This window comes from Rothia sp. HMSC058E10 (assembly GCF_001809415.1).
In the GTDB taxonomy this organism is placed as follows: domain Bacteria; phylum Actinomycetota; class Actinomycetes; order Actinomycetales; family Micrococcaceae; genus Rothia; species Rothia dentocariosa.
Genome location: NZ_KV797643.1, coordinates 30,478 through 54,673 on the forward strand (window position 1 = coordinate 30,478; position 24,196 = coordinate 54,673).

The 24,196-nt window shown below is 54.0% G+C and carries 15 protein-coding genes, 3 tRNA genes and 1 riboswitch; of the genes, 15 read left to right on the plus strand and 3 right to left on the minus strand.

Annotation, left to right across the window (positions count from 1 at the left end; translation table 11 throughout):
- Positions 1-164 precede the first annotated feature (164 nt).
- The 3 genes from HMPREF2609_RS09545 to HMPREF2609_RS09555 all read left to right on the plus strand — a co-directional run bounded on the left by HMPREF2609_RS09545 (position 165) and on the right by HMPREF2609_RS09555 (position 3,817).
- Positions 165-1,382: a zinc-dependent metalloprotease family protein gene (locus HMPREF2609_RS09545; RefSeq protein ID WP_070536596.1), complete on the plus strand. Its 1,218-nt coding sequence runs from the start codon at positions 165-167 to the stop codon at positions 1,380-1,382.
- Between the two features lie 228 nt (positions 1,383-1,610).
- A riboswitch (SAM riboswitch) is annotated at positions 1,611-1,720 on the plus strand.
- Between the two features lie 103 nt (positions 1,721-1,823).
- Positions 1,824-3,251, plus strand: coding sequence for an LLM class flavin-dependent oxidoreductase (locus HMPREF2609_RS09550; RefSeq protein ID WP_004006498.1), 1,428 nt, complete (start codon positions 1,824-1,826; stop codon positions 3,249-3,251).
- Positions 3,252-3,379: 128 nt separating this feature from the next.
- Positions 3,380-3,817, plus strand: a complete 438-nt coding sequence (locus HMPREF2609_RS09555) for a YchJ family protein (protein ID WP_371326047.1) — start codon at positions 3,380-3,382, stop codon at positions 3,815-3,817.
- Positions 3,818-3,912: 95 nt separating this feature from the next.
- Here HMPREF2609_RS09555 and HMPREF2609_RS09560 read toward each other — a convergent pair whose 3' ends face one another.
- Entirely contained in the window at positions 3,913-5,424 is a 1,512-nt protein-coding gene (locus HMPREF2609_RS09560) for a hypothetical protein (RefSeq protein WP_070536600.1), read from the minus strand.
- 173 nt (positions 5,425-5,597) lie between these two features.
- On the opposite strand from HMPREF2609_RS09560, the gene HMPREF2609_RS09565 reads away from it, so the two are divergent.
- Positions 5,598-6,239 carry a hypothetical protein gene (locus HMPREF2609_RS09565; protein ID WP_246825644.1) on the plus strand — a complete coding sequence of 214 codons (642 nt, stop codon included), beginning with the start codon at positions 5,598-5,600 and terminating at the stop codon, positions 6,237-6,239.
- Between the two features lie 113 nt (positions 6,240-6,352).
- Positions 6,353-6,874: a hypothetical protein gene (locus HMPREF2609_RS09570; RefSeq protein ID WP_070536603.1), complete on the plus strand. Its 522-nt coding sequence runs from the start codon at positions 6,353-6,355 to the stop codon at positions 6,872-6,874.
- A 315-nt stretch (positions 6,875-7,189) separates the two neighbouring features.
- Here HMPREF2609_RS09570 and HMPREF2609_RS09575 read toward each other — a convergent pair whose 3' ends face one another.
- Together HMPREF2609_RS09575 and HMPREF2609_RS09580 are read right to left on the minus strand one after the other, a co-directional pair.
- Positions 7,190-8,659 (minus strand): NCS2 family permease, encoded by a 1,470-nt coding sequence (locus HMPREF2609_RS09575; RefSeq protein ID WP_004006503.1) that lies wholly within the window; start codon positions 8,657-8,659, stop codon positions 7,190-7,192.
- Positions 8,660-8,945: 286 nt separating this feature from the next.
- A complete protein-coding gene (locus HMPREF2609_RS09580; protein WP_070536605.1) occupies positions 8,946-10,409 on the minus strand; it encodes an NCS2 family permease in 1,464 nt (487 codons plus the stop codon).
- Positions 10,410-10,732: 323 nt separating this feature from the next.
- Here HMPREF2609_RS09580 and HMPREF2609_RS09585 point away from each other — a divergent pair, with 323 nt between their 5' ends.
- The 10 genes from HMPREF2609_RS09585 (at position 10,733) to HMPREF2609_RS09630 (ending at position 24,091) form a co-directional block, all read left to right on the plus strand.
- Positions 10,733-11,068: a DUF2218 domain-containing protein gene (locus HMPREF2609_RS09585; RefSeq protein ID WP_246825645.1), complete on the plus strand. Its 336-nt coding sequence runs from the start codon at positions 10,733-10,735 to the stop codon at positions 11,066-11,068.
- A 388-nt stretch (positions 11,069-11,456) separates the two neighbouring features.
- Positions 11,457-12,860 (plus strand): FAD-dependent oxidoreductase, encoded by a 1,404-nt coding sequence (locus HMPREF2609_RS09590; protein WP_048753434.1) that lies wholly within the window; start codon positions 11,457-11,459, stop codon positions 12,858-12,860.
- Between the two features lie 410 nt (positions 12,861-13,270).
- Positions 13,271-13,343 (plus strand) — tRNA-Glu (locus HMPREF2609_RS09595).
- 67 nt (positions 13,344-13,410) lie between these two features.
- Positions 13,411-13,484 (plus strand) — tRNA-Asp (locus HMPREF2609_RS09600).
- Positions 13,485-13,557: 73 nt separating this feature from the next.
- Positions 13,558-13,630 (plus strand) — tRNA-Phe (locus tag HMPREF2609_RS09605).
- A gap of 336 nt (positions 13,631-13,966) precedes the next feature.
- Positions 13,967-14,872, plus strand: a complete 906-nt coding sequence (locus HMPREF2609_RS09610) for an ABC transporter ATP-binding protein (protein WP_070536609.1) — start codon at positions 13,967-13,969, stop codon at positions 14,870-14,872.
- A gap of 1 nt (position 14,873) precedes the next feature.
- A complete protein-coding gene (locus HMPREF2609_RS09615; RefSeq protein WP_070536611.1) occupies positions 14,874-15,566 on the plus strand; it encodes an ABC transporter permease in 693 nt (230 codons plus the stop codon).
- Entirely contained in the window at positions 15,563-16,309 is a 747-nt protein-coding gene (locus HMPREF2609_RS09620; RefSeq protein WP_070536613.1) for an ABC transporter permease, read from the plus strand. The genes HMPREF2609_RS09615 and HMPREF2609_RS09620 overlap by 4 nt, the downstream gene beginning before the upstream one ends.
- Before the next feature lie 83 nt (positions 16,310-16,392).
- On the plus strand, positions 16,393-17,313 hold the full coding sequence (locus HMPREF2609_RS09625) for an ABC transporter substrate-binding protein (RefSeq protein ID WP_210391471.1): 921 nt from the start codon (positions 16,393-16,395) through the stop codon (positions 17,311-17,313).
- Between the two features lie 469 nt (positions 17,314-17,782).
- Positions 17,783-24,091 (plus strand): DUF6531 domain-containing protein, encoded by a 6,309-nt coding sequence (locus HMPREF2609_RS09630; protein ID WP_070536617.1) that lies wholly within the window; start codon positions 17,783-17,785, stop codon positions 24,089-24,091.
- Positions 24,092-24,196: the final 105 nt, after the last annotated feature.

Consider the following 24,196-nt stretch of genomic DNA (forward strand, 5'->3'; position numbering starts at 1 on the left):
TTCATATACCACTCTCTTGCTCAAACGGCATCGTGATGCCGCCCAAGATGTATTCGCATCCGAGAGCCCGAAACATCGCAGGTTCTCGCCGATGAATACCACTCACTTCACTCTCTATTTAAGATTCCCTCTCACTCAACACATGACACTAAGGAATATCTCTCATGAAATTACGTACTATAGTGCGCCTGATGCTGGCATTCGTCAGCCTGGTGCTTGTTGCTCCTCTGAATTCTCTGCCCGTTTCTGCGGTGGAGGCGAAACCCGCTCAGCCTGCTCACGCGCAGAACCGGAATATGGATCTCGCTCAGGAACCCAACCCGGATGATCTCGACGGTGATCATATTCCCGACGGGATGGAAAGAGACGGGTACGATGTCAATAACGATGGCATACCAGAGATCGATTTCCCTAAGATGGGCGCGGATCCCAACCATAAAGACATTTTTGTCGAGATGGATTATATGCCCGGTGAGCTTGCTAGTGAGGAAGAGCTGGATCGTATCGTGCAATCTTTCGCGGATCTAAATATCAGCAATCCCGACGGTAGAACGGGTATTAATCTGCACTTGGATGCCGGTTCCGCTCGGGGCCCCAAGTACAACTTGGGAGGGGGTCAACAGGTCGAGTGGCAAGTGTTCAGCGACGATATAGATGACAGAGATGGGAACTGGGCCAAGTTTAAAGCTTCTCATATTAACCAGTATCGTGAAGGGCTCTTTCATTATATGGTTTGGGGCGACTACTACGTGCAACAACAAAATGGGGAGAGCGGCTCATCAGGATTGGGACAATTGGGAGGTCGTGATTTCATGGTGACTGTGGGGAAGACACACTGGAATAACAATAAAGGTAATATGAGCGATATTCGCGTGGGTACTTTTATTCACGAGCTGGGACACAACCTCGGCCTGCAGCACGGTGGTGATGCCGATGAGAAAGGCGAAAAAGGTAAACCACAGTACTTCAGCGTTATGAATTACAACTATCAGCTTACCGGTGTGCCCAAGGCGGATGGAACCAAATATTTCGGATACCTGCAGCAGGATATGCCGACCCTTAAAGAATGGGCCTTGGACGAACGCAAAGGCTTTGGTCCCCAAGCGCGTGGGTACATGTATCGGCCCAATTCAGAGGCCGTACTGAGACCAGCAGATGGACCGGTTGATCTCAACGGTAATGGCGAAATCGACCATGGAATCTACGCTCTTGATCTTAACCGTGACGGAATGAAAGGCTGGCTGACGGCACCAAGTGACCTGAAAAAACTGAGCTTTGCAGTTGTGTTTGGACGAGGTGCTGACGAGACTATCCCTGAGCCCAAGGTGGAAATAAACCCCATCACTGCGGATGACGCCCGCAAAATGGACCTCATTTCCTAAATAATTTGACGCTTCTCCTACAATGAGGAGCGAAGAATGGCAGCGGGAGCGTTAAACACGCTCCCGCTGCAAACTATCGCTCCCGAATTTTACCGCCGCAATCGAAAGAACACTGCTGTCCGCTGGGCGACGTACGCGGCCCTTAATATTACGGGCGACAGTCACAAACATTAATATTCGTCATAATATCGCACCAACCACGGCACCCCTTATACACTCAAAATCAAGGATTATGAGTCCCGGTGTAAAGCTCTGGCTAGCCGGGCGGCAACCCTCTCCCGTAGCGGGGTGCTCCAGATGATGATCTGGCTTCAAGGGACACGAAGCAAGTACGGCGCGAATGCGCCACCTGCACAACTTGGAATACCAAGAAGGTCACCACCTATAAGGAGGCGGCGCGCGGGGTGCAGGAACACCCGAACATTCGCGAAAGGAACGTAGATGGCTGAGCAGAAGAAGCGCATCGCAGTTAACGCATTCGACATGACCTGTGTGGGTCACCAGAGCTTCGACCTCTGGCGCCACCCCCGCTCCCGGGCTACCGAGTACAACACCATCAAATACTGGACTGACCTGGCACAGATCCTTGAGAAGGGCTTCTTCGATGGCGTATTCCTAGCCGATGTTGTGGGCATCTACGATATTTACAAGAACTCCGCCGCGCCCGCTATCGAAGGCGGCGCTCAGGTGCCCGTGAACGATCCGTTCATGCAGATCTCCGCAATGGCCGCCGTAACCGAGCACCTGGGCTTCGGTGTGACCTCAGCCGTCACCTACGAGCAGCCTTACACGCTCGCACGCAAGTACGCTTCTCTCGACCACCTCACTAACGGGCGTGTGGGCTTCAATGTGGTGACCTCATACCTGCCTTCCGCAGCCGAATGTCAGGGCCTTGAAACCCAGATTGAGCACGACACCCGATACGAACTCGCCGAAGAGTTCTTGGACGTCTGCTACAAGCTCTGGGAAGGCTCCTGGGAAGACGGCGCGGTCGTCAAAGACCGCGAGAAGGGTATCTACGCCGACCCCGCCAAGGTGCACCCGATTCAGCACAAGGGCAAGTACTTCAGCGTGCCTGGTGCGGGTCTGACCGAGCCCAGCCCCCAGCGTACCCCCGTGATTTTCCAGGCGGGCGCATCCAGCCGCGGGCAGAAGTTCTCGGGCAAGCATGCCGAAGTTGTGTTTATCGGTGCGCTGCGCCCCGATTTGACCCGCATTATTACCGACCGTATCCGTGACCGCGCCGAAGAGAACGGCCGCGGCCGCGACGAAATCAAGGTTTTCGCGATGCTCTCCATCATTGTGGACGAAACCGAAGAGAAGGCGAAGGCAAAGTACGAAGAGTACCGCAAGTACGTGAACCTGGAATCTTCGCAGGCCATTATCGGCGGCTGGTCCGGCGTGGATCTTTCCCAGTTCGACGAAGATGAGGTACTCAACTATGTGAAGACCGAGTCGATTCAGTCCTTCCTCACCCCCTTCACCCTGCAGGCCAAGGATAAGCAGTGGACGCGTAAGGATATTGCCGAGCACTGCACTATTGGCGGTATGGGCGAGGTTATTGTGGGCGACCCGCAGCAGGTGGCTGACGAGCTCGAACGCTGGATTGATGAAGGCGGACTGGACGGTATTAACCTGGCGTACCACGTTTCGCCCGGCTCCTTCGAGGACTTCATCGAGTTCGTGGTTCCTGAGCTGCAAAAGCGCGGACGCTACCGCACCTCCTATGAGGGTGAGACCCTGCGCGAAAGCCTGTTCGGTAAGGGCCAGACTAAGGTTGCAGACTCCCACCCGGCCGCGAAGTACCGTGGCGCCTACGTGGGTAAGCCCTCCACGGCAGATACCCCGGCACGCGCTATCGCAAACTAACCAACTCTGCCTCAGAGTGTCCTCCGCAATATATTGAAAACAGTGCAGAACCCGCCCCTCTCTGGTTTGACCGCCGGGATGGCGGGTTCTCGTATGTTTGCATCGGGTAGCCCTTTAGAATGGGGTGCATGAGCGAAACAACCCTGTATGATCCTCAAACCCGCTGCCCCTGCACAAGCGGCGAGGTATACGGTGCCTGCTGCGGGCGGTACCTGGGCGAGTATGCCGCATCCGGAACCTTGGGCGCGCCCACACCGCTGGCTCTGATGCGCTCGCGGTTCACCGCCTTCGCCCTGCACGATGCGCCCTACCTGCTGGCGAGCTGGCACCCGCATACGCGCCCCGCCGAGTTAATGCTGGATGAAACGCTGCGCTGGTACCGGCTGGATATTCTGGGCTCTTCGGGCGGTCCCTTCGATGCGGCGGGCACGGTCGAGTTCGTGGCGTACTACCGTTCAGTTCCCGGCACGCCCGCCGAAGAACGTGTGAAAGGTGCCATGCACGAAAAATCCCGCTTCGAGAAAGTAAACGGCATCTGGTACTACCTGGACGGTGAGGCCGGGTAGGTCCCCTGGTTCGTCCGGTCCTCGGGCAGGTATGGCAGAAAAATTCTGAGAGGATAACCTTTCTGTCATGCATAATATAATTTAAAAATTCATGATTAAATGTTATTTATATAGCGTTCCGGATCATGAGAGATTTTCTCCTCTTCGTCTGATGTTAGAAAAGTAAAACCTTCAGAAAGAAGGGAATTTTTATCATATTTATTCCCGATATATATAAATTTTTTAGATTCAGAAAATTTTGAGTTGGAAAAATCGATAGTATGATCAACTGGGAATATATAGTTTATATTTACCATTTGGGATCCCACGTATATATTGCTTGAGTTGTTTACAATTCCTCTAAAACTCGGCTCATTGCGTAAGGTCTTAAAGAGTATATTTTTATGAATTTTCGAATCATATACATTAACTGTTCCTAGAAATACAGATTTAGTCAATTCAGGTAATTTCCAATGGTAATTTAAATCAAAAATTAAATTTTTATGATATACAGATTCATGGAATGAAGTTCTGTATGTAAACCAAGTTTTAGACGATATAAAGTCATTATAGTAAGTGTTATTATGAAAATATGCAGTATGGTCGAATATAGAGTTTGATATATCAAACTTATAGATATGTGTAGTATGGGAAATATCTAATGATTCAGACCATCTGCATCCTTCAAAATTGACCGGGTAGAAAAATAATGAACCTGAAAAATTAAAGTCTAAGTGTGACCACGGTCCAGGTTTGCGATACATTTGTAATTTGGGAAGTTCTGACCAATCCCACTCCCAAAACTTCCATATAGGTGTATTTTTGTTATTCATATAGCTTTTGAAGCTGGTTATCCATAAACCATCCCTGTAAGAATCTCCTTGAATTTGTGTCCTTTTCGTTATTTCATCGACTATTGACTTTCTTAATGTTTTTTCTTGTTCTAGTTCATCTAATTCTTCTTCTGAAAGTTGCTTCCTGTATGAATATTTTCCAAGAACCTTTATAGGTTTCGTATACTTATATAAAGCTAAAGTATATGGAGATCTAATGTAAGCACAGAGTATATCAATAATATTCTGGGCCTCCAAGTCATTGTTTTCTTCTAGCCATTCATCCGCTATTTTACACAAAGAATATATTCCGCCAAGTTTCAAAAGGAAATCGTTGCTTCCTAGTAGATCTAAAGACTTAATATATCGCTCTCGACGTTCATCGCTCACTTGTCGTTGGTAGTTTTTCTCGTTCTTCTCTTTTTCATTCTCATTCTTTTTGCGATTTTCGAGTAAAGTTACAAGTGCTAGAATACCTCCGGTTGCTAGGAGGATTTGCTGTCGAAGAGCACCGCCATCATTCCCTGGACCTTTAAAATCTATATCCAGTGCATATGGAAGCATAAATGCAATAGTTCCACCTGTTAGAACCGTGGATATAAGTTTTATGGTGAACAATTTTTGGGATTTTCTTTTTGTAAATAAGTTTATAAATAAGGAAATTATTAATATTACTATGTATACTCCTAATATTGCTATAAGGGAGTTTAGAATTGTGTTTCTATCTAAGCATTTAAGGTGGTTAGATGTATCTGTCAGAAAATTAGTAAAGTTTTTATAGAGGTCGTTATTCATGGTGAGCTAACATTTCCTTCTTGTGGGGTCTTAAAATACCGTATCAGCATTATTATAATTAGGTCAAAGTTGTGAACAATATAAACTATTTAATTGTACATGATATATACTTTTAGTTAAATTTAAATACTTATAAGATGGCAGAAATATTCCTTCTGTAGTATGTTTTTGCCATGATGTCGGTCGCGGAATATGCCCAGCACGCCGGGGTGAGCCCCCGAAGCGTGCGTGCACGCCTTGAACGAGGATCTTTGAGCGGACAAAAAATCGCCGGTCGGTGGATGGTTTCAGATAACCCGCACGAGCATCACTCCGCACATGGGCGCAAAATCTCGATGGCATCCTTCAATCAACTTGCCGCCTATCTTGACGGTAACAGTGCATCCCTTACCCCCGATGCACGCCGCCGTGCCAAAGAACGTGCACATAACCTCTCCGAACATGGGGTAGAAGCTCTTAGGCAGTATGCAGTGCGTGCAGATGCGAAACTTCAATTCTATGCTGTGCCTTTTGCTGACCTGCATGACTTGATGGACGAACGCGCATTAGTGCTTACGGGTGTCAGCCACGAATATTCGGAAATTTACGGGGCTGTCGTAGAAGCATATGTGACTCCCCACAATCTCGAATCCCTGAAATTTATCTACGCACTGCGTGAAGTTCCGGCACAGGATGCCAACGTTATTCTTCGCGCAGTCAAAGAGTTGCCTAAGATTCGCCCCTTGCACGTTGCGGTTGACCTCCTAGTTTCCAAAGACCCGAGAAGCGAGCGGGAAGCGGAACGTCTGGTGAAAGGACTCATAAGCCGTGCCTGATCAGAAAACGGTGAAAATCCCAGCCCAGGGCGCAGAGCTTGAATCCTGACTACATTGTGAGCTTCCTTGATGAAAGCCTCAAAAACTAGTCCTGCATTTGCTATGTTTATGCCATGAGTGACGTTATCTCGCAGGAATCTTTCGACGAGCTTGCCCTCTATTTCAATGGGGGAGGGCACCTGCTTGCCCCGGATGCGCGCCGCATCGCCGCCGAACGCGCCCGCATCCTCTGCGCTCACGGGCTCGATGCGCTCCAGCAGTACACGCAACGCACCGGGATGACTGCGCACTACTACGTGGCACCCTACGATACGAGCGACCTGCTGCGAACGGGTGCGGATGCGCTCGCGCTCACCGGGGCTCGGCACGAGTTTTCGGGGATAAAAACCCCTCTAATAGACGCCTACATTCTGCCCAGTGACCTCATAAAATTTGCCCCGATTTGGGACCTGGAACCTGCCCCACCCGAGCGGGCGAACGTGATTTTGCGCGAGGTTTCCACCCTTCCGCGGGTGCTGCGCCTGCATGTGGCGGCAGACCTGCTGCACGTCTGCGACATCGGCGTGGTGGATGAGCGTGCGCAAGAGAGGGCCGAGCGCATCATGAAAGAATTATGCCGCCCAAGCGATCGATAGAATTTTCGGTTTAACCTGAGCCAGCCCGCGCCGTCTCTGAAAAGAGGGCGCGGGCTGGCTCGCATTCAAACGCGTTGTCTGCGTGTATAGGTGCGCTGAATTGGGTCTACCTGAAAGTAAACCCATGCGAAGAATACCAGGAAAAACGGGTAAAGTTGTGTACCTGCAGCCGTGAAATTTCTGACGTTTTCGAGTGCATATCTACACCCCCATAGGTGTATAAAAGGCTCTTTTTGAATAAAGCGTAGTTTTCCGCCGCTTCTCTTCAAAAAGAGCCTTTTTACACCCGATATACACCCGGGATTTCAGCCAACGCTAGTGCGTGAGACCGTTGATAATACCCATGCCGAAGTAGATGACGAACACCGCCGACACCACGTACATGAGCCAGTGCACCTCGCGCCCGCGACCCTGAACTAGGCGGATAAAGGCGTAGGAGACGAACCCTGCACCAATACCGTTAGCGATCGAGTATGACAGCGGCATGAAAATAATGGTCATGAACGCCGGGATACCCAGACCCCAGTCTTGCCAGTCGATATGCACGGCTTGGCGCACCATCAGGAACCCAACAACCACCAGAGCGGGGGCGACGGCTTCAAAGGGAACGATCGTCACCAGCGGCGAGGCGATAATCGCCACCAGAAACAGCACGCCGGTTACGATATTCGCCAGACCTGTGCGGGCACCCTCACCAATACCGGTTGCCGACTCCACAAAAATCTGGTTCGCAGAGCCGGATGCGCCGCCGCCGACCACGGAACCGACCGCATCCACGAGCAGCACCTCGTTAATGTTCTCGACCTTGCCGTCCTTATCGATGGTGCCCGCTTCGGTTGCTAAGCCCACCGAAACGCCCATGGCGTCAAAGAAGACCGAGAGCAGAATAGCGAACACCAGCAGGGATGCGCCCAGCACGCCGATAGCGCCGAACGCGCCGAATCGTGCAGACCCGATAAGCGAGAAATCGGGTGCTGAGAAGGAAAAATTATTGAGCGCGGGAACGTTGAGCGACCAGCCGGTCGGATTTCCCTTGCCGCTGCCGATATGGAAAACGGCCTCTAGGATGATAGACAGCGCGGTAGATGCCACCACGCCAATGAGGATAGCGCCGCGCACATTACGAATAAACAGGGCGATGGTGAGGAAAAGACCGAAAATAAACACGAGAGTAGGCCAGCCAAGTAGGTGACCACCCACGCCGAACGAGACGGGAACGGTGGTTCCTGCGGCATCCGGCATGCGGCGGATAATCCCGGAATCAACCAGTCCGATAAAGGCGATAAAGAAGCCGATTCCCGCCACAATTGCGGTTTTGAGGCTCTCGGGGACCGCCTCGAAAACGGCGGTGCGGAAGCCGGTGAGCACCAGCACGGTCATAATAAGACCGGCGATAATCACCAAGCCCATAATATCTGCCCACGTCAGCCCGGGGGTGGTTGCAATCGTGGACGCCAGCAGCGCGTTGACGCCCAGTCCCGCCGCCATCGCGAAAGGCTGTTTAGCAATAACGCCCATGAGGATAGTCATCACGCCGGCGACGAGTGCGGTGACCGCGGCGACCTGCGGCACGCCAAGGGTATTTCCCGCCGAGTCTGCGCCGGTGCCGATCACCAGGGGGTTGAGGACGACGATGTAACTCATAGCGAAGAACGCGGCGAGACCGCCACGAATCTCGGCTGAAATAGATGAGCCTCGTTCAGTGATTTTGAAGTAACGGTCCAGTGCGCCGCCCGATGCGTTGGGCTTGTGTGCCTGGGGAGCCGCGGTGTTCTCAGAAGACATTCGTGAAAATCCGTAGATACTCTCGTAGGATGCGTGCGCGGGTTTGCGCCGCAATAAGAAAAGCGCCCAACCCTTATGGTGGGTGTGACGCTTTTGTTACCACATTATTCTATGACGTTTAACCCTCAATGCGCTACTGACAGGAAATTCTCAGGTCTTTAGCGGGGTGCGGGGATGTATATCCGCCTTTAGGGGTAAAAGTGGGTGATAAAAAGAGCCTTGATCGTGACTGAAGTTTTCACGATCAAGGCTCTTTTTACGATGGGAGGGGAGAGAGAAAGATGCTCTAACGCATCCACCCCTCAATCAGGCCCATTCCGAAATGCACCGTAAACACCGCCGAAACCACGTACATGAGCCAGTGCACCTCGCGTCCGCGACCAGTCGCCACACGGATAACCGTGTACGAAATAAACCCGGCACCAATACCGTGCGCAATCGAATACGACAGCGGCATGATGACGATCGTCAAGAAGGCCGAAATTCCCAGGGCAAGATCGTTCCAATCGACATTAACCGCCTGGCGCACCATCAGGAACCCGACGAACACCATTGCGGGGGCGACCGCCTCAAAGGGGACAATCGTCACCAGGGGAGAGAGGAAAATAGCGCCCAGGAAGAGCACACCTGTCACCACATTTGCCAGACCTGTGCGGGCACCCGCGCCAATACCGGTTGCCGACTCCACGAATACCTGGTTGGTTGAGGTTGAGGTGCCGCCACCGGCGACCGCGCCCAGCGCATCTACCAGAAGTAGACGGTCGATGTCTTCGATCTTGCCGTCTTCATCGATAGAACCGGCTTCGACTGCCATACCCATGATGGAGCCCATCACATCGAAAAACGCCGAAATGAGGATGGTAAACACCAGCAGAATTGAGGCCATTGCACCCAAAGAACTGAAGGCACCGAAAAGATCTGCGGAGAACAGAAGCGAAAAATCGGGCAGACCAAAACCGCTGCCGTCCCAGGTGGGCACGTTAAGCGACCAGCCAAGCGGGTTAGCCTGCACGCTGCCGGAGGGGGCGACCGCTTCCAGAATAAGCGAAAGTGTCGTGGATGCGAGCATGCCGTAGAGAATAGCGCCGCGCACCTGACGAACATACAGAATAATGGTCAGGAACAACCCCACAATAAACACGAGAGTGGGCCAGCCGAGCAGATGCCCGTGAACACCGAACACGACAGGGGTTGAGCCGGTCTCTGCACGGCGAATAATTCCGGCGTTCACCAGCCCAACAAAGGCGATAAAGAGCCCGATACCCACCACGATTGCGGTTTTCAGGCTTTCGGGCACGGCGTCGAAAACGGCGGTGCGGAAACCGGTCAGCACGAGGGCGGTCATGAGCACGCCCGCCCACACGACCAACCCCATAATCTGCGGCCAGGTGAGGTTAGGAGTCGTGGCTATCGTAGTCGCCAATAGTGCGTTCACGCCCAGTCCCGCCGCCATCGCGAAGGGGTGTTTGGCGTAAACGCCTAGAAGAATGGTCATCACGCCTGCAACAAGCGCGGTCATGGCGGCAACCTGCGGCACGCCGAGGGACCGTCCGGAGGAATCGGGCGTGAGGCCGAGAATAAGTGGGTTGAGCACCACAATATAACTCATGGCGAAGAAGGTCGCTAAACCGCCGCGAATTTCGGTGCTGATAGTTGAGCCACGCTCGGTGATGTTGAAGTAACGGTCCAGTGTGCCGCCCGAACTGCTGGGTTTAGGCGTCTGGGGAGCCGCGGTGTTCTCAGAAGACATTCGTGAAAATCCGTAGATACTCTCGTAGGGCGCGCATCCGCCGGTTGGGGGTGCGCATAAGAAAAGCGCCAGCCGTGGGGCGTGACGCTCTTGTTACTACAACATTCTAGGGGGAATAACCCGTAAAAGGCTACTTCTTTGCGTGTGCGCATGATGGTCGGTTTTGTGCGTTAAGGTAATCCGCGACGGCACCGCCCGCGCTGTAGGCGAAACCCCGTCGGCACACGCTTGCAACACTGCTAAGATAAGGATTACCTAAGGATGATATGTGCCGCCTGGGAATTGGCGCTGGGCGCGCATCCTGAAGCATGAAGAAGGTTGTTATGAGTGAGTATCCAGCCGCAGAATCTGTGCCCGTTCGTCAGCGTTCCACGGTCAGTACCGACCGCCCGGCGCGCTATATTAAACAGCTTGGCTCACATATGGGTCGCAAAATTAGTACCGAGGAAATTCCTGGCGGATTGCGTTTAATTTTTAATCGCGACGGTATCTTTCGCGGGTATGGTGACTTGGTAGCCGATGATGCAAACCATGCGCTCATCATGGAGGTTCGTGCCGAAGACGACGAGAAAGCACAGAGCCTTGCAGGCGTGCTGGAGCGTCACCTTGTGCGTTTTGGCGAGCGCGAAGAACTAGTCGTGGAATTCCACGCGGTCTAACCCTGTATTCATTCTGCGAGCAGGTAGGAATTCGCCGAAAAGGTAGGATTTTCCTACCTGTTCGTGCCAAAAGCCACCTGCTCGCGGGGCAATAAGAGCGGGCAATGCGGGAAGACGGAATGAGAAAAACCCACCGAGACTGCATTGGTGGGTTTTATTGTGCTCTCGTAACGCAGGTGACGAATTTTATGCTCGCGCACATATTCCGAAGTCGTGACAGGAATATTAATGATGGAGCCTTCAAAATCCTTGGGATAAAAACATGAAAAATGTGTCTTTTGAGTGGTTCAGCTCATGTTTCCTGCGTTTGCTCAGGCATGACCGCTAAAATAAGCAAGGATGTTAAGGCTAAGCTCGCCCTATGGGTGAACTTTGAAAGGAAAAATACGTGTCTGAAGCTGCACGCCCGTTGCGCGTTGCCGTTATCGGTGCGGGTCCTGCGGGTATCTATGCCGCCGATCTGCTCACCAAATCTGAGGAAGTACGCTCTGGAGCCGTTGAGGTTTCTATCGACATTTTTGACCGTTACCCCGCGCCCTTTGGGCTCATTCGTTACGGTGTGGCCCCGGATCACCCGCGTATTAAGGGCATTATCACCGCCCTGCACAAGGTACTTGACCGCGGTGATATTCGATTCTTCGGCAATGTCGAATACGGTAAAGATTTGAACCTTGCCGATCTGCGCGAGCATTATGATGCCATTATCTTTGCGACCGGTGCTATTTACGATGCGCCCCTGCCTATTAAGGGCATCGACCTGGACGGTTCCTATGGTGCTGCCGACTTCGTCTCGTGGTATGACGGTCACCCCGATTACCCGCGCACCTGGCCGCTGAACGCGAAGGAAATCGCGGTGCTTGGTAATGGCAACGTGGCGCTGGATATTGCGCGTGTGCTCTCCAAGCACGCCGATGATCTGCTCGTCACCGAAATCCCCGAGAATGTGTACGAAGGGCTGAAATCTTCGCCCGTGACCGATGTGCACGTCTTTGGTCGCCGCGGCCCCGCGCAGATCAAGTTCACCCCCTTGGAGCTGCGCGAGCTCTCTCATTCCCGCGATGTCGATATTGTGCTCTACGAAGAGGACTTCGAGTTCGACGAGGCTTCGGATGAGGCTATTCAGACGAATAACCAGGTTAAGACCATGATGAAGACCCTCACCACCTGGCTTACCGACCAGGAGGAGGGCGAGCAGACCGCTTCGCGCCGCCTGCACCTGCACTTCCTGCAGTCCCCGCACGAGATTCTGGGCGAGGACGGCAAGGTTGTGGGCATCCGCATGGAACGCAATAAGCTTGACGGTAAGGGCGGTATCGAGGGCACCGGCGAGTTCGTGGACTACCCCGTGCAGGCCGTGTACCGCGCGATCGGTTACTTCGGATCTGAGCTGCCCGAGGTTGGCTATGACGCTGATAAGGGCGTGATTACTAACGTTGAGGGTCGTGTGGTCGATGAAAATGGCGAGCACGTGCCCGGCCTGTACGCTACCGGGTGGATTAAGCGCGGACCGGTGGGTCTGATTGGCTCCACAAAGGGCGATGCACTTGAAACCATCACCCACCTGTTGGAGGACCGCGAGAACCTGTACACCGCTCCCGAACCGGATGCTGACACCTTCAGCGATTACTTGGATTCTAAGGGCATTCGCTATACCACCTGGGAAGGCTGGCACCGTCTGGACGATCACGAAAAGGCGCTCGGTGCAGCATCACAGGATGCGAAGGGCGAGCCACGTGAGCGTGTGAAGGTTGTTGACCGTGATGAGATGATTCGTATTTCGCGCGGCGAGTAATAGCTGTACGCAGCGATTTTCTGCGGTACATGAGCCGCAATGAAGAATCCCCGCCGGGTCTTCGGCACAGCCCGAAACCGGCGGGGATTTCTTGTATCAAAATCATGGTGTGCGCGTGCGCGCGGCATATTCTACGCCTTTTTGCTGAACCTGTGTAGGGGATGCGCGTCGCTTACCCGGTCATTTCGTGCTGTTTGCGGGGGTTATTCAGAAAAATTTTGAGAAATTTCTGGTGACTATAAAATACGTTCTGACTAGTAACTATGTAGGTGAGCAGGGTATCTTAGAAGGGGGAGTGCGGCGGGTATGAAGAAGTTTTTGAAGAATCCGGCTTGCACGGCTTAAAAATCTGTCATAGACTAGTTGAGGTTCGAACGACGGGATGAAAAGAACCCGTTCGCATCGACTGGGCCCCCATCGTCTAGCGGCCTAGGACGCCGCCCTTTCACGGCGGTAGCACGGGTTCAAATCCCGTTGGGGGTACTTGCAAATCCTCAGATTTGCAAAGCCATGTTGAAGAAGCAGATTATACCCCTGCCGAATCCAACAAGGCCCCGTAGCGCAGTTGGTTAGCGCGCCGCCCTGTCACGGCGGAGGTCGCGGGTTCAAGTCCCGTCGGGGTCGCTCTGGCCGCGTGATTCAGGTGAAGAAATTCATCACGAAGACGCGGTCGTTGCGTATCTGCTTCGATGCGCAAGGCTCTGTAGCTCAGTTGGTAGAGCGTGCGACTGAAAATCGTAAGGTCACCGGATCGACGCCGGTCGGAGCCACAATCCGCCCTCCAGGCTTCTACAGTGGGGGCGGATTTTTTCTTTAACCTCGCCCTGCTCTCAAGCCTGCGTATTCTATGTCTTGTGCATTATATTTTGTGCGCCCGCATCCTTTTTGCTGAAAAGAGCCTTGATTTCAAGAAAGAGTATTTCTTGCCGTTTTCTTGAAATCAAGGCTCTTTTTACACCGGGGAAGAGGAGAGTAGTAGCTGGCAGAGCGGTAAACACGCCGGTTCGTTTCAATTTCTTGGAATTTCCGTTAGGGTGGAGACGTTGTGCTATTTGGACAACACCTGTACACACGGCGGCAAAACCGGCGCATACGGAAGAGAACGAATGCCAGCACCCACTCCCCAAGACACCATACCGTCGAACTCCGCGCAGGCAACACGCACCGCGGGAATCGAATTCTCCCAGGTCACCAAACGCTACGGCGCTAACACCGTGGTCAATAACCTGACTCTGAGCATCCCCGCCGGTGAAACCACCGTTTTCGTCGGTTCCTCAGGAAGCGGTAAAACCACCACCCTGCGCATGATCAACCGCATGGTAGAGCCACAGGAAGGCACGATCACCATCGGCGGGCAAAATATTGCAGACCAAGACCCATACAAGCTGCGCCGATCCATCGGGTACGTCATGCAAAGCGGCGGGCTGCTGCCGCATCGTACCGTGCTTGAGAACGTCATGACCGTGCCCCTGTTGAACGGCACCCCCAAACAGCAGGCGAAAGAACGCGCTCTTGACCTTCTGGGTACCGTGGGTTTGGATGTGTCCCTAGCACAGCGCTACCCGGCTCAGCTTTCCGGCGGGCAGGCCCAACGTGTGGGAGTCGCGCGGGCGCTCGCAGCGGATGCCTCTATTTTGCTCATGGACGAGCCCTTTTCTGCGGTCGACCCGATTGTGCGCACCGAACTGCAGGAAGAACTTTTGCGCCTGCAGGGCGAGCTGCATAAGACCATTGTTTTCGTAACCCACGATATTGATGAGGCCCTATTCCTCGGCGATAATATTGCGGTCTTCGCCCCCGGCGGTAAGCTTGCCCAGTACGGTGCTCCCGAAGAGATCCTGACGAATCCCGCCAATGATTTTGTGGAATCTTTCGTTAGCCAGTCCGTGGGCGCCCTGCTGCCTGCCGATGTGATGCGCCAGGTGCGGTATATTCGCCGCGAACGCTACCGCCGCACACGCGAAGCTGCAGTATCGGGCGAGGGCGCCGCATCGACCTCTGGGCGGGGATAGTATGAACCTGTTGTTGGCAGATTCGATGCACTGGGACTGGTTGGGAAATAACATCCAGCGCGTCCTTGATTTGACCCTCAATCACCTGTACCAGGGCATTATTCCAGTACTTGTGGGGACCGCCCTGTCGATTCCGGTGGCGCGGTATGCGAGCCGCCGCCGCGCGCGGGAAGACGGCGCGAAAACCTACCGGAGTGGTGCGCACGCCCTGGTGCACGGCTTTGGGCTGCTCTACACAATCCCGTCGATCGCGCTCTTCGTGCTCATGCCGCTGATTCTGGGGACCAGCATTATTTCGCCGGTGAACGTGCTTGTGGCGCTCACGATCTACACGATGGCGCTGATGGTGCGTTCCGGGGTAGACGCTTTTAACGCGGTTCCCGAGCATGTGGTGGAGTCATCGCGCGCCCTGGGATACACCCCGGCTCGTGCGTTTTTCACGGTGGAATTACCGCTCGCTTTGCCCGTGCTTTTTGCCGGTATCCGCGTGGCGACGGTGGCGAATATTGCGATGGTATCCGTGGGCGCGGTTATTGGTGTTTCTTCGCTCGGCACGCTTTTTACCGACGGACTGGCGCGTAGTATCCCCGCCGAACTTATCACGGGCGTGGTGCTCAGCGCCGTCCTCGCCTACCTTGCCGATGCGCTTCTTGCCCTCACGGCACGGCGCCTGACCGCCTGGAGGATCGCATGAATGTTATAGAACGTACCTTCGCTTTTCTGGGTGATGGCGCCAACTGGCAAGGGTCTCAGGGCATTCTTGCGCGCACCATTGAGCACCTGGGCATCACCGTGTTTGCGGTTGCGATTGCCCTGGTGATTGCCGTGCCTTTGGGTCTGTGGGCTGGGCATACTCGCCGCGGCGGGCACGCTCTGTTGGGGTTTACCGCCGCTTTGCGCGCTCTGCCCGCCCTGGGTTTGTTGACCCTGCTGGCTCTCTGGTTTGGGGTTAACGCGATTCCGCCGCTCGTGGTGCTCGTGATTATTGCGGTGGCGCCACTGCTGGCGCATACCCTTGAAGCCGTGACCGGGATTGATCCGGATGCGGTGGATGCGGCACGCGCTCAAGGCATGACCGAAGGGCAGATTCTTCGCCGGGTTGAGATTCCTCTGGGTCTTCCGGTGTTTATGGGCGGTCTGCGCAGCGCGGTGCTGCAGGTGATCGCGACGGCGACTATTGCCGCCTACATTAATGGGAATAACCTGGGCCGGTACCTTTTTGATGGGCTGGCGGTGCGGGACTATCCGCGTATGCTCGTGGCAACCCTGCTGGTAGCGGTGCTCGCCTTCGTGGTGGATGCGCTCATGGCCCTAGCGCAGCGAGCCGTGACCCCCATACCCCTGCGGGGTGGAGGCGCATCCAAACGTCATGGGCAACCGAAACACGAGAGCGCACTGGATGCGGCAAACTCGCACACGGAAGGGGCGCACGCATGAGCCTGGTGCATCGCCGAAACACGAACGATCGTTCTTTTCTTTCCGGAAAGAGCGCGAAAAGCCACGGAACGGCGGAGACTGGAATGGCACGCGGCGTTACCAGGCGGCGGGCATTGGGCGTCCTCGGTGCCTTCGGGACGCTGGGAACGCTGAGCGCCTGCGGGCTGAGCGGCGAAAACGTTTTCGGCGGTGAACACGACGGTATTATCGTGGGATCAGCAGCATTCGCAGAGTCGCAGATTCTCGCCGAAATATACTCCCAAGCGCTAAATAAAAACGGGTTTAAATCGAGCACCCAGCTGGGGATTGGCGCGCGTGAAGCCTACTTGGGGGCGCTCACCTCCGGGGCTATCGACGTGGTTCCCGAATACTCGGGCAACCTGCTGTTGTATCTTGACGAGAATTCCACAGCGCAGACTAAACAAGAGATTCTGCAGGCGCTCGGTGGGGTGCTGGATAAAAACCTCAAGGCTCTGGACGCCTCGCAGGCGGAAAATAAAGATACCCTAGTTGTTACCCAGCAGACCGCCCAGAAATACAATCTGCGCACCCTGGATGATTTAGCGAAGGTCTGTACCGAGCTGAAGATTGGGGCTGCTCCCGAATTTGCCGAACGCGCCTACGGAATTCCGGGACTCAAAGATAAATACGGGTGCGTTCCGGCGGAATTCGTCTCGCTTGCGGACGGGGGCGGGGCACTCACCGTCAAGGCCCTGCAGGATGACACCGTGCAGGTTGTAGATTTGTACTCGACCACCCCGGCAATTACGCAGAACAATTTTGTGATGCTCGAAGACCCGAAAAACATGATTCCGGCGCAGCAGGTACTGCCCATTATCAACACCAAACGGGTTCCCGAGGATGCGCAGGCGGTGCTGAACCGCATCAGTGCGGTGCTGACGACCGACGATTTACGCTCGCTCAATGACGAGGTATCCGGCGATAAGAAACTGGACCCGTCCACGGCAGCGGCAAACTGGCTCAAGGGTAAGGGGCTGTTGTAGCCTTTCTTCCTTTTCTGCGCGGGGTGCTGGATACCGTTAGGTTCTGGTGCTCAGAGAATATCCGGTTGGGGCATCCATTCCTTGGAATGCAAAGTAGCTTTGATCGTGAATAAAGCGTTGGTAATCCCGCTTTATTCGCGATCAAAGCTCTTTGTGTAGGTGGTGTACTAGAGGGCACCACAACTGTATACACACGATGAAACACGTTCAAGAATGCCCCCAAATATCCTTGACCTTCAACATTAAAGTAGATAGCCTTGAGTGAAACTTCCGTAGTCCATGAAATGTGAATGCGTTCAAGGAATTAGAGCGCGAATACACCAGTGATCGTTGCTTATACGGAAGATGTCATGCCTGATCAAGCCTCAGTTAAAGAGGCGCAGCGCATTACCCATCTGCTTCGGTGCGGGCAGAGTGCGCTCGTGAGCATCACACCATCTGAAACTACACACTTCCGGGGGAGTTCCTGATGTCTGAAGAATATAAAGCCTCACAAGAAGACGTGCACTTCGATAACGGCAGAGCAGACCAGCTGATGCGTCAGCTGCGTGAAGCCTCCGAATATTTGCACACCACGGACTCCACCCAGCGTTCAGGCGCTCGTGATCAGGCGATGACCGAATTTGCCGGACCATACGCGGACCTTTTTGCGCACAACACGGAAACTGCTCTTCGCGACGGAAAACGGCTGGGCGATGCGCTCTCCGATGCCGCCAACGAACTTCAGAAATATAAAGAGCTTGCCCGCCTAGAGCAAGAGAATCGTCAGAAGGCTCGTGATTGGGATAAGCGTGACTTTTTCCAACAGGTTGGTGATTCGTGGTCAGGTAAGAAAAAGCCAGAAACTCATTCAACCGGGCCGAGTCTTCGTACACCGCCGCCAGCGACCGAGAGCTCTTCCCAAGGGGGAGAAGGAAAAGGTGGCTCCTTCCTGGAAAACGTCTCTGACATGGTGATAGATACGCTGGATCCGGCTAGGAAAAATATTAAGGTGGGCGGGCCGGGTGTCTCAAAGACTTCCGCCATCCCCGATAATCTTGATGTCTACTTCAACCAAGCGCGCACCCTGAGTGAGGACTTGGGGAAGAAACTTGAAAGCATCCAAAAGGAATACCAGGGGTTTATGGAAAATACCTCCTGGGGTCAGTTCGATATTATGGGTCTGCTCAAAGCAACGGGTGACTGGGCTGGCAAAAACATGGAGGATGCATCCTTCGTACACGTGATCGCTGAGGCTTTCCGTCAGGCTGGTGCCTCCAGCAATATGGTGGCGACCTACGATAGCTTCCTGATTGAAGAAATTCTTGCGAAAGCAGGCGTTAAAGCGCAAGAACGCAAAGAACTTGATATTCCACTTGCTACGGTAGCTGGAGCTGATCTTACCTCGGGGTTCGTGAATGACCCTGTGAACGCCGCCACGGGTAACTTTATTGAGGAAGAGCTCGACCTTTCCTTCCCCGGCACTGGCTCGGGCACTTTGCGCCTGGAACGGATGTACAACAGCTTGGCGGTTACGCATCCTGATGAAATACCATCGGGTGTTTTTGGTCCCGGGTGGGCATCCACATTAGACCAGCACATGGAATTTACCGTTCAGGAAGCCCGCTGGCACACCCACGATGGTCGTATCCTCTTCTTCGCCCGCGAAGGTGAGGGGTATGCGCGATGCACCCACGAGCCCTGGTGGCTGGAAAAGGTGACGATTGGGGCGGATCAGTACGAGCGTTTTACACAGCTTCGTGATGAGGCATATTCCCAGGCGAAGACTGGTACCGCTGGTTCCTCGGCACCGTTCTACTGGGTGGTATCTAACGCTAAACACCATCGGATTTTCTTCACTCCTGCCGGAGATTGGGCGGGTACCGTTGAAGGGCATACGGCAAATACGGTAATTGCTTGTCGAGATGATCAGAACCGGATCGTGGAACTTGTGCATCCGGTTACTGAACGCGGTCTTTACGTGCTATACGGCGAAGACTCGAATGATTCGACCGTACCCCAACGTCCTGTGGCTGCTTACACCTACAACACTCGCGGCGACCACGCTGGCGAAGAGCTTGCCGTGGTGGAGTATACCTACGAAGGCGAACACTTGGTATCGGCGACCACGAACGCCGGAACGCGCGCATACTCGCATACAGACGAAGGGCTAATCCGCGAAGTTACCAACGTTAACGGTCACGTTGAGGTGACAAACACCTACGATGATTCCGGACGGGTAATCCATCAGCTTACCGAATATGGGCGTGAGGTCTCATACACCTACGCTCAGGGGCTGATGACTATTGTCGCTGACGCTGAAACGGGCGAGAACCCCAATATCTGGCGCAGTGATGAAAAGGGGCGCTTAGTCGCACTGTCTGCGGCGGACGGCAGCAAACAAACCATGCGATATGATTCCTGGGGCAACCGCATTAGTGTGACGGGGCGTGATGGCTCTTTGACCACACGGCGTTTTGACTCGCGCAGCCGCATAACCCGAGAACGCACCCCCGAAGGCGCGGATTACACGTATGTTTGGGATGATTATGACCGTCTGACAAGTATTTCAGTGCGGGATGCACGCGACCGGCGCAATTTGGGCGACCCGACCACGATAACCTATGAGTACGATGATACGGCGAATCCGAACCCCAGCGCGGTGACGGATGGCACCGGCGCAACCACGCGTTTTGACTGGAACGAACGTGGTAACCTCATCGCACAGATCGATCCCAGCGGTGTACGTACCGATTTCACGTATGACTCCCACGGGAATCTTGTGGCTATCACCAATGGTGCGGGCGATACTACTCGCCTTGTACGTGATGAGTTCGGGCGCGTTATCACAATTATTGATGGTCTTGGGTACGAAAATACACTGACCTACAGCAGCTCGGGCGTAGTAACCGCTATCCAGAACCCGGAAGGTGCCCGATGGAAGTTTATTTATCCGACCTTTGCTGAAAGTGACACTCCGGCGCTCGTACAGCAGGCGCAGCAACGCTACGGTGCAGAGCATACCCGCGGTTTCCTTCCCTCAGCGGTTATCGACCCCGAGGGGAATACAACCCGCTTTACCTATAACCAAGGCGGCGATATCGTATCTGTGACCGATCCTCTGGGGCGCGTAACTCGGGCGGATTACGATACCTGGGGCAACCTTGCGCGCTACGTAAACGTTTCGGGCGGCACCTGGGAGTACACCTGGGATGGGTTATCGCAGCTGAGCAGTATCACAGATCCCACGGGTGCTACTACTCGATACACCTATGACCTTGCGGGTGAAATTTCCAGTGTCACAGACCCGACCGGTGTGAAAGCAAAACGTTTTGTGCAGCGTAAAGGTGGCCTTGAACGTACTATTGCTGCTTCTGGTTCTTCGTTCAAACGGCTTGATGTGCTCGGGCGCGTAACCACCGAGGGAACACAGACCAGCCGCGGCCAAGAACATGTGGAAGACCTGGTGACCTATGATGCCGCTGGTCGTCCCGTAGAAATTTTGGATGCCTCCGGTGGCTTGACACGCATCGAACGCGATAAGGCTGGGCGCCCACTGCGTGTAGTATCTGCCGCAGGTCGTGTTGAGACTTACGAATATGATTCCGCTGGACGTACGGCAGCGCATGCCGTTGGACTAGATACTCCTAAACGCATTCCTGACGCCGAAGGGGTACTGCGCGAGGCAGAACCCACACGCTGGGCGGTCACCCGGTTTGAATATGACGCCGCATCTCAGCTTGTACGGCGTATCAACCCCGATGGCACCGAAGAAAAAACCGTCTATGATTCGTGCGGTCGTGTTATTCGTGTAGTTTCAGGTGCGCGAGTTGCCGCCTATGAGTATGACCGATGCGGTCGTATCACCTCAGTCCAAGATACAACCTACGGTCGCCGCACCTTCGCGTACGATGCTGCCGGGCAGATAGTCCGTGTAATGGATGGGCTGGGGTATCGCACCCACTTCTCATACACCGAAAACGGACGGGTGGCGCAGGTTATGGACGCTACCGGTCAGGTTACCGCCTACGAGTATGATGCTATGGACCGGGTAACCCGTGTGACGCGAGGCACCGGCACATCCCACGAGATCGTGGAAGAGTACGCCTACGATGCCGCTGGTCGTCCCACCCGTTACTTCAACGGTCTTCAAGATTATGCATACGCCTATAACTACAAGCGTGGCGGTAACCTCAAGAGCGCCAGCTGCAACGGTGTGTTGCTCGCCGAATACGGGCGTGAACGCGGGGATCGTGAGCTATGGGTGCGCGATTATGTCACCGCGCAGGAACTCGACCCCCAGGCATCCGACGGTTCCTACCTTGAGCATCGGTATGTGTATGATGCCCGAGGATTCCTCATCGAACGATCCCGCACGGGTGTTATTGGCGCAGAAGCGACCGAGAACTTCCACAATTCTGCGGATACTGATGCGAAAGCCCAGAGCCTGAGTACTTTCGTTTCGACCGGCGCTTATACGCTTACGTTCGAATACGATGCAGACGGCTACCGCACCATGATGGTTACCCCATACGGCACCGAACAGACCGTTTATGACGGTGCCGGTCATGCTGTACGTCGTGAAGCATCGTCCTCTCATAACGACGAGATGACGGTTGCGGAGTATTCCTACGATGTGATGGGTCGCCTAGTGCGTGCGCAGCTGGGTGATACCCTTTCCACTTGGGAGTTTGATGGCGACTCTGGTTTGGTGTCTTCTTACACCCGCACCGCGCCTCATCACAGCGGGAAAGATGCGGAACATGCCCCTCATACGGAACGGACTGAAATTATCCGTGACCGTGAAGGCCGGATTATCGGGCTCGATACCGAAAACTCCCTGGTTATGTATTCCTATGATGCCGCTGGGCAGCTGACGGGCGCTCGCCAGGGTGAACGGGAATTTGAATGGACTTTCGATGCCGGGCTTATGGTTCGTGAACGTCTGTACCGCCGCCCCGCCGAGTCTGGAACCCAGGAGAATGAACGGCAGGACTCTGAGCGCGTTTTGCTGGGTGAACGTACGTTTAGGTATAACGAGCTCAATCAACTTGTTGAGATTATCGCTCGCGAAAATGTGGGCGAGAATAATCCTCTGGAAACGGTGACAACTTACAGTTACGATGCCGCTGGGCGCCGTTCCCAAGAGACGGTAACAACAAGTCAGGGCGCCCGCCGAACACGTGAGTACTCGTGGGGCGTGTGGGATTCTCTTGCTGCCGTTACGGATAACGCCGTGACAGGGCACTCGACGGAAGCATACTCTCATGTGCGCTTGGTGACGGATGCCGTGGGCGAGCTTGCTCAGGTGACGGGGCTTGACGGCCGATCCGTGCCTTTGCTCTGGGACCCAACCGCACCGATTCCTCAGGTTTTGGGTGCCGGTTCTGTTCCTGCACCCGGTCATGACGGTGGGTTCTCGCAGGTGAGCGTTCCGGGCGGGTTTAACCCGTGGGGCGTGGGAACTCCCTCACAGCAGGAACCCTGGGGAAAAGTGCCTTCCGTGGCGGAGTCTCTTCTTCCTCAAGGCTTCGCCTTCTCGGGAGCCGGTAGCGTACATGTTGCTGGTCTGGACGTCATGGGTGTGCGTACCTTCGATGCTGCATCGAAGCATTTCCTCTCGCTCGACCCGCTTGAATCGGTCCCAGGTACCGGCTGGTTTGCAGACTCGTATTCCTTTGTGGGCAATAACCCCGTGGGTCTCATGGATCCCTGGGGCATGCGGCCCGTGTCGATTGAGGAATACGATAAGTATGCGGAGCATGCTAATGAACGTTTTGTAGGAAAGCTGTTCCTGAATGCCGTGGCTGTAGTTGCTACTGTTGCCGCAGTAGCTTTCACTGGGCCAGTGGCGATTATCGCGTTGGGTGCGATTGCAGGCGCGGCTTCCGCTGCGGCCTCGGCTATGGATAAGGTTGGTCCTGATGGCGGTATCGACTGGGGTGCTGTTGGGAAAGATGCTCTTATCGGAGGTATTGTAGGTGGAGTCACCGGTGCCGCAACAAAGATTCTTTCGGTGGGTCGTGGTGGATTCCTGTGGGAAAAGGGGAAGGTTGCTCAGAAGATTCAAGGTAATCGTTTTCTGGCGAATAAAGCGCCAGGTCGTTGGGCAAATAAAACTATTAATAAGTTAGAGACGAAGCACCCTGATGCTCTTGATCCCAATTATATTAAGAGCCACACTACCCTCCTTGGTAAAGAAGGAGGTGAAGTCGTTGGAGACATGGCATCGGGAGCTATTGAAGGAGCCTACGACTACAGCAAAAACGCCGGGGACGACTGGAGCGTGCGTGGCATGATGCTGAGTGCTGCAACCGGAGGCACGATGAAAGGACTCGGATCCGGCATCAAGACAATCCCTAAAATGAAGCTTGATAGCACCGATTACACAAAGTTCCCCATAGTCCGTAATGCAAAAGAGGGGAGCAAGTTGCAACGCTGGGGTTCCGCTACCCTTAAGAATACGGCATCCGAAGGGCTAAATCGTATGGTCGATATTCCTCAGTCTGCAGCTACAGCTCCTTTACAGAATGAAATTCTGCGTAAGGATAGGGATGAATATATGGCAAAGCATCCAGGGGAAAATCCTAATGCCCGTAATCGTGCTCAGGTTAAAGATAAAAACGCTTGGGAGATTGCGAGTGATACAGCGGTGGATGAGTTGAAGAAGCAGTGGGACCCTAAAACCGTTGCCAAGTTTAATGCAAATATTAAGAAAGACTCTAAACCATCAAATATTTCCAATTCTTCTAATACAATAGAAAGTCATAACGCGATTCCAGAGAGCACCTCAGAATAGGGATAAAAGGAGTGATTCTGAGTGGATAACGCATTTCTAGGTCCTCTTGTTTCTGCATTTGGCCGGGGGATTTTATCGAGGTATAACCGGGGTAAGAAGGTAAAT

Coding starts and splice junctions, on each gene's coding strand:
- HMPREF2609_RS09550 (WP_004006498.1), top strand. CDS start 1,824: ATGGCTGAGCAGAAGAAGCGCATCGCAGTTAACGCATTCGACATGACC.
- HMPREF2609_RS09570 (WP_070536603.1), top strand. CDS start 6,353: ATGAGTGACGTTATCTCGCAGGAATCTTTCGACGAGCTTGCCCTCTAT.
- HMPREF2609_RS09625 (WP_210391471.1), top strand. CDS start 16,393: ATGGCACGCGGCGTTACCAGGCGGCGGGCATTGGGCGTCCTCGGTGCC.
- HMPREF2609_RS09555 (WP_371326047.1), top strand. CDS start 3,380: ATGAGCGAAACAACCCTGTATGATCCTCAAACCCGCTGCCCCTGCACA.
- HMPREF2609_RS09610 (WP_070536609.1), top strand. CDS start 13,967: ATGCCAGCACCCACTCCCCAAGACACCATACCGTCGAACTCCGCGCAG.
- HMPREF2609_RS09565 (WP_246825644.1), top strand. CDS start 5,598: ATGATGTCGGTCGCGGAATATGCCCAGCACGCCGGGGTGAGCCCCCGA.
- HMPREF2609_RS09620 (WP_070536613.1), top strand. CDS start 15,563: ATGAATGTTATAGAACGTACCTTCGCTTTTCTGGGTGATGGCGCCAAC.
- HMPREF2609_RS09575 (WP_004006503.1), bottom strand. CDS start 8,659: ATGTCTTCTGAGAACACCGCGGCTCCCCAGGCACACAAGCCCAACGCA.
- HMPREF2609_RS09560 (WP_070536600.1), bottom strand. CDS start 5,424: ATGAATAACGACCTCTATAAAAACTTTACTAATTTTCTGACAGATACA.
- HMPREF2609_RS09630 (WP_070536617.1), top strand. CDS start 17,783: ATGTCTGAAGAATATAAAGCCTCACAAGAAGACGTGCACTTCGATAAC.
- HMPREF2609_RS09585 (WP_246825645.1), top strand. CDS start 10,733: ATGAGTGAGTATCCAGCCGCAGAATCTGTGCCCGTTCGTCAGCGTTCC.
- HMPREF2609_RS09580 (WP_070536605.1), bottom strand. CDS start 10,409: ATGTCTTCTGAGAACACCGCGGCTCCCCAGACGCCTAAACCCAGCAGT.
- HMPREF2609_RS09545 (WP_070536596.1), top strand. CDS start 165: ATGAAATTACGTACTATAGTGCGCCTGATGCTGGCATTCGTCAGCCTG.
- HMPREF2609_RS09615 (WP_070536611.1), top strand. CDS start 14,874: ATGAACCTGTTGTTGGCAGATTCGATGCACTGGGACTGGTTGGGAAAT.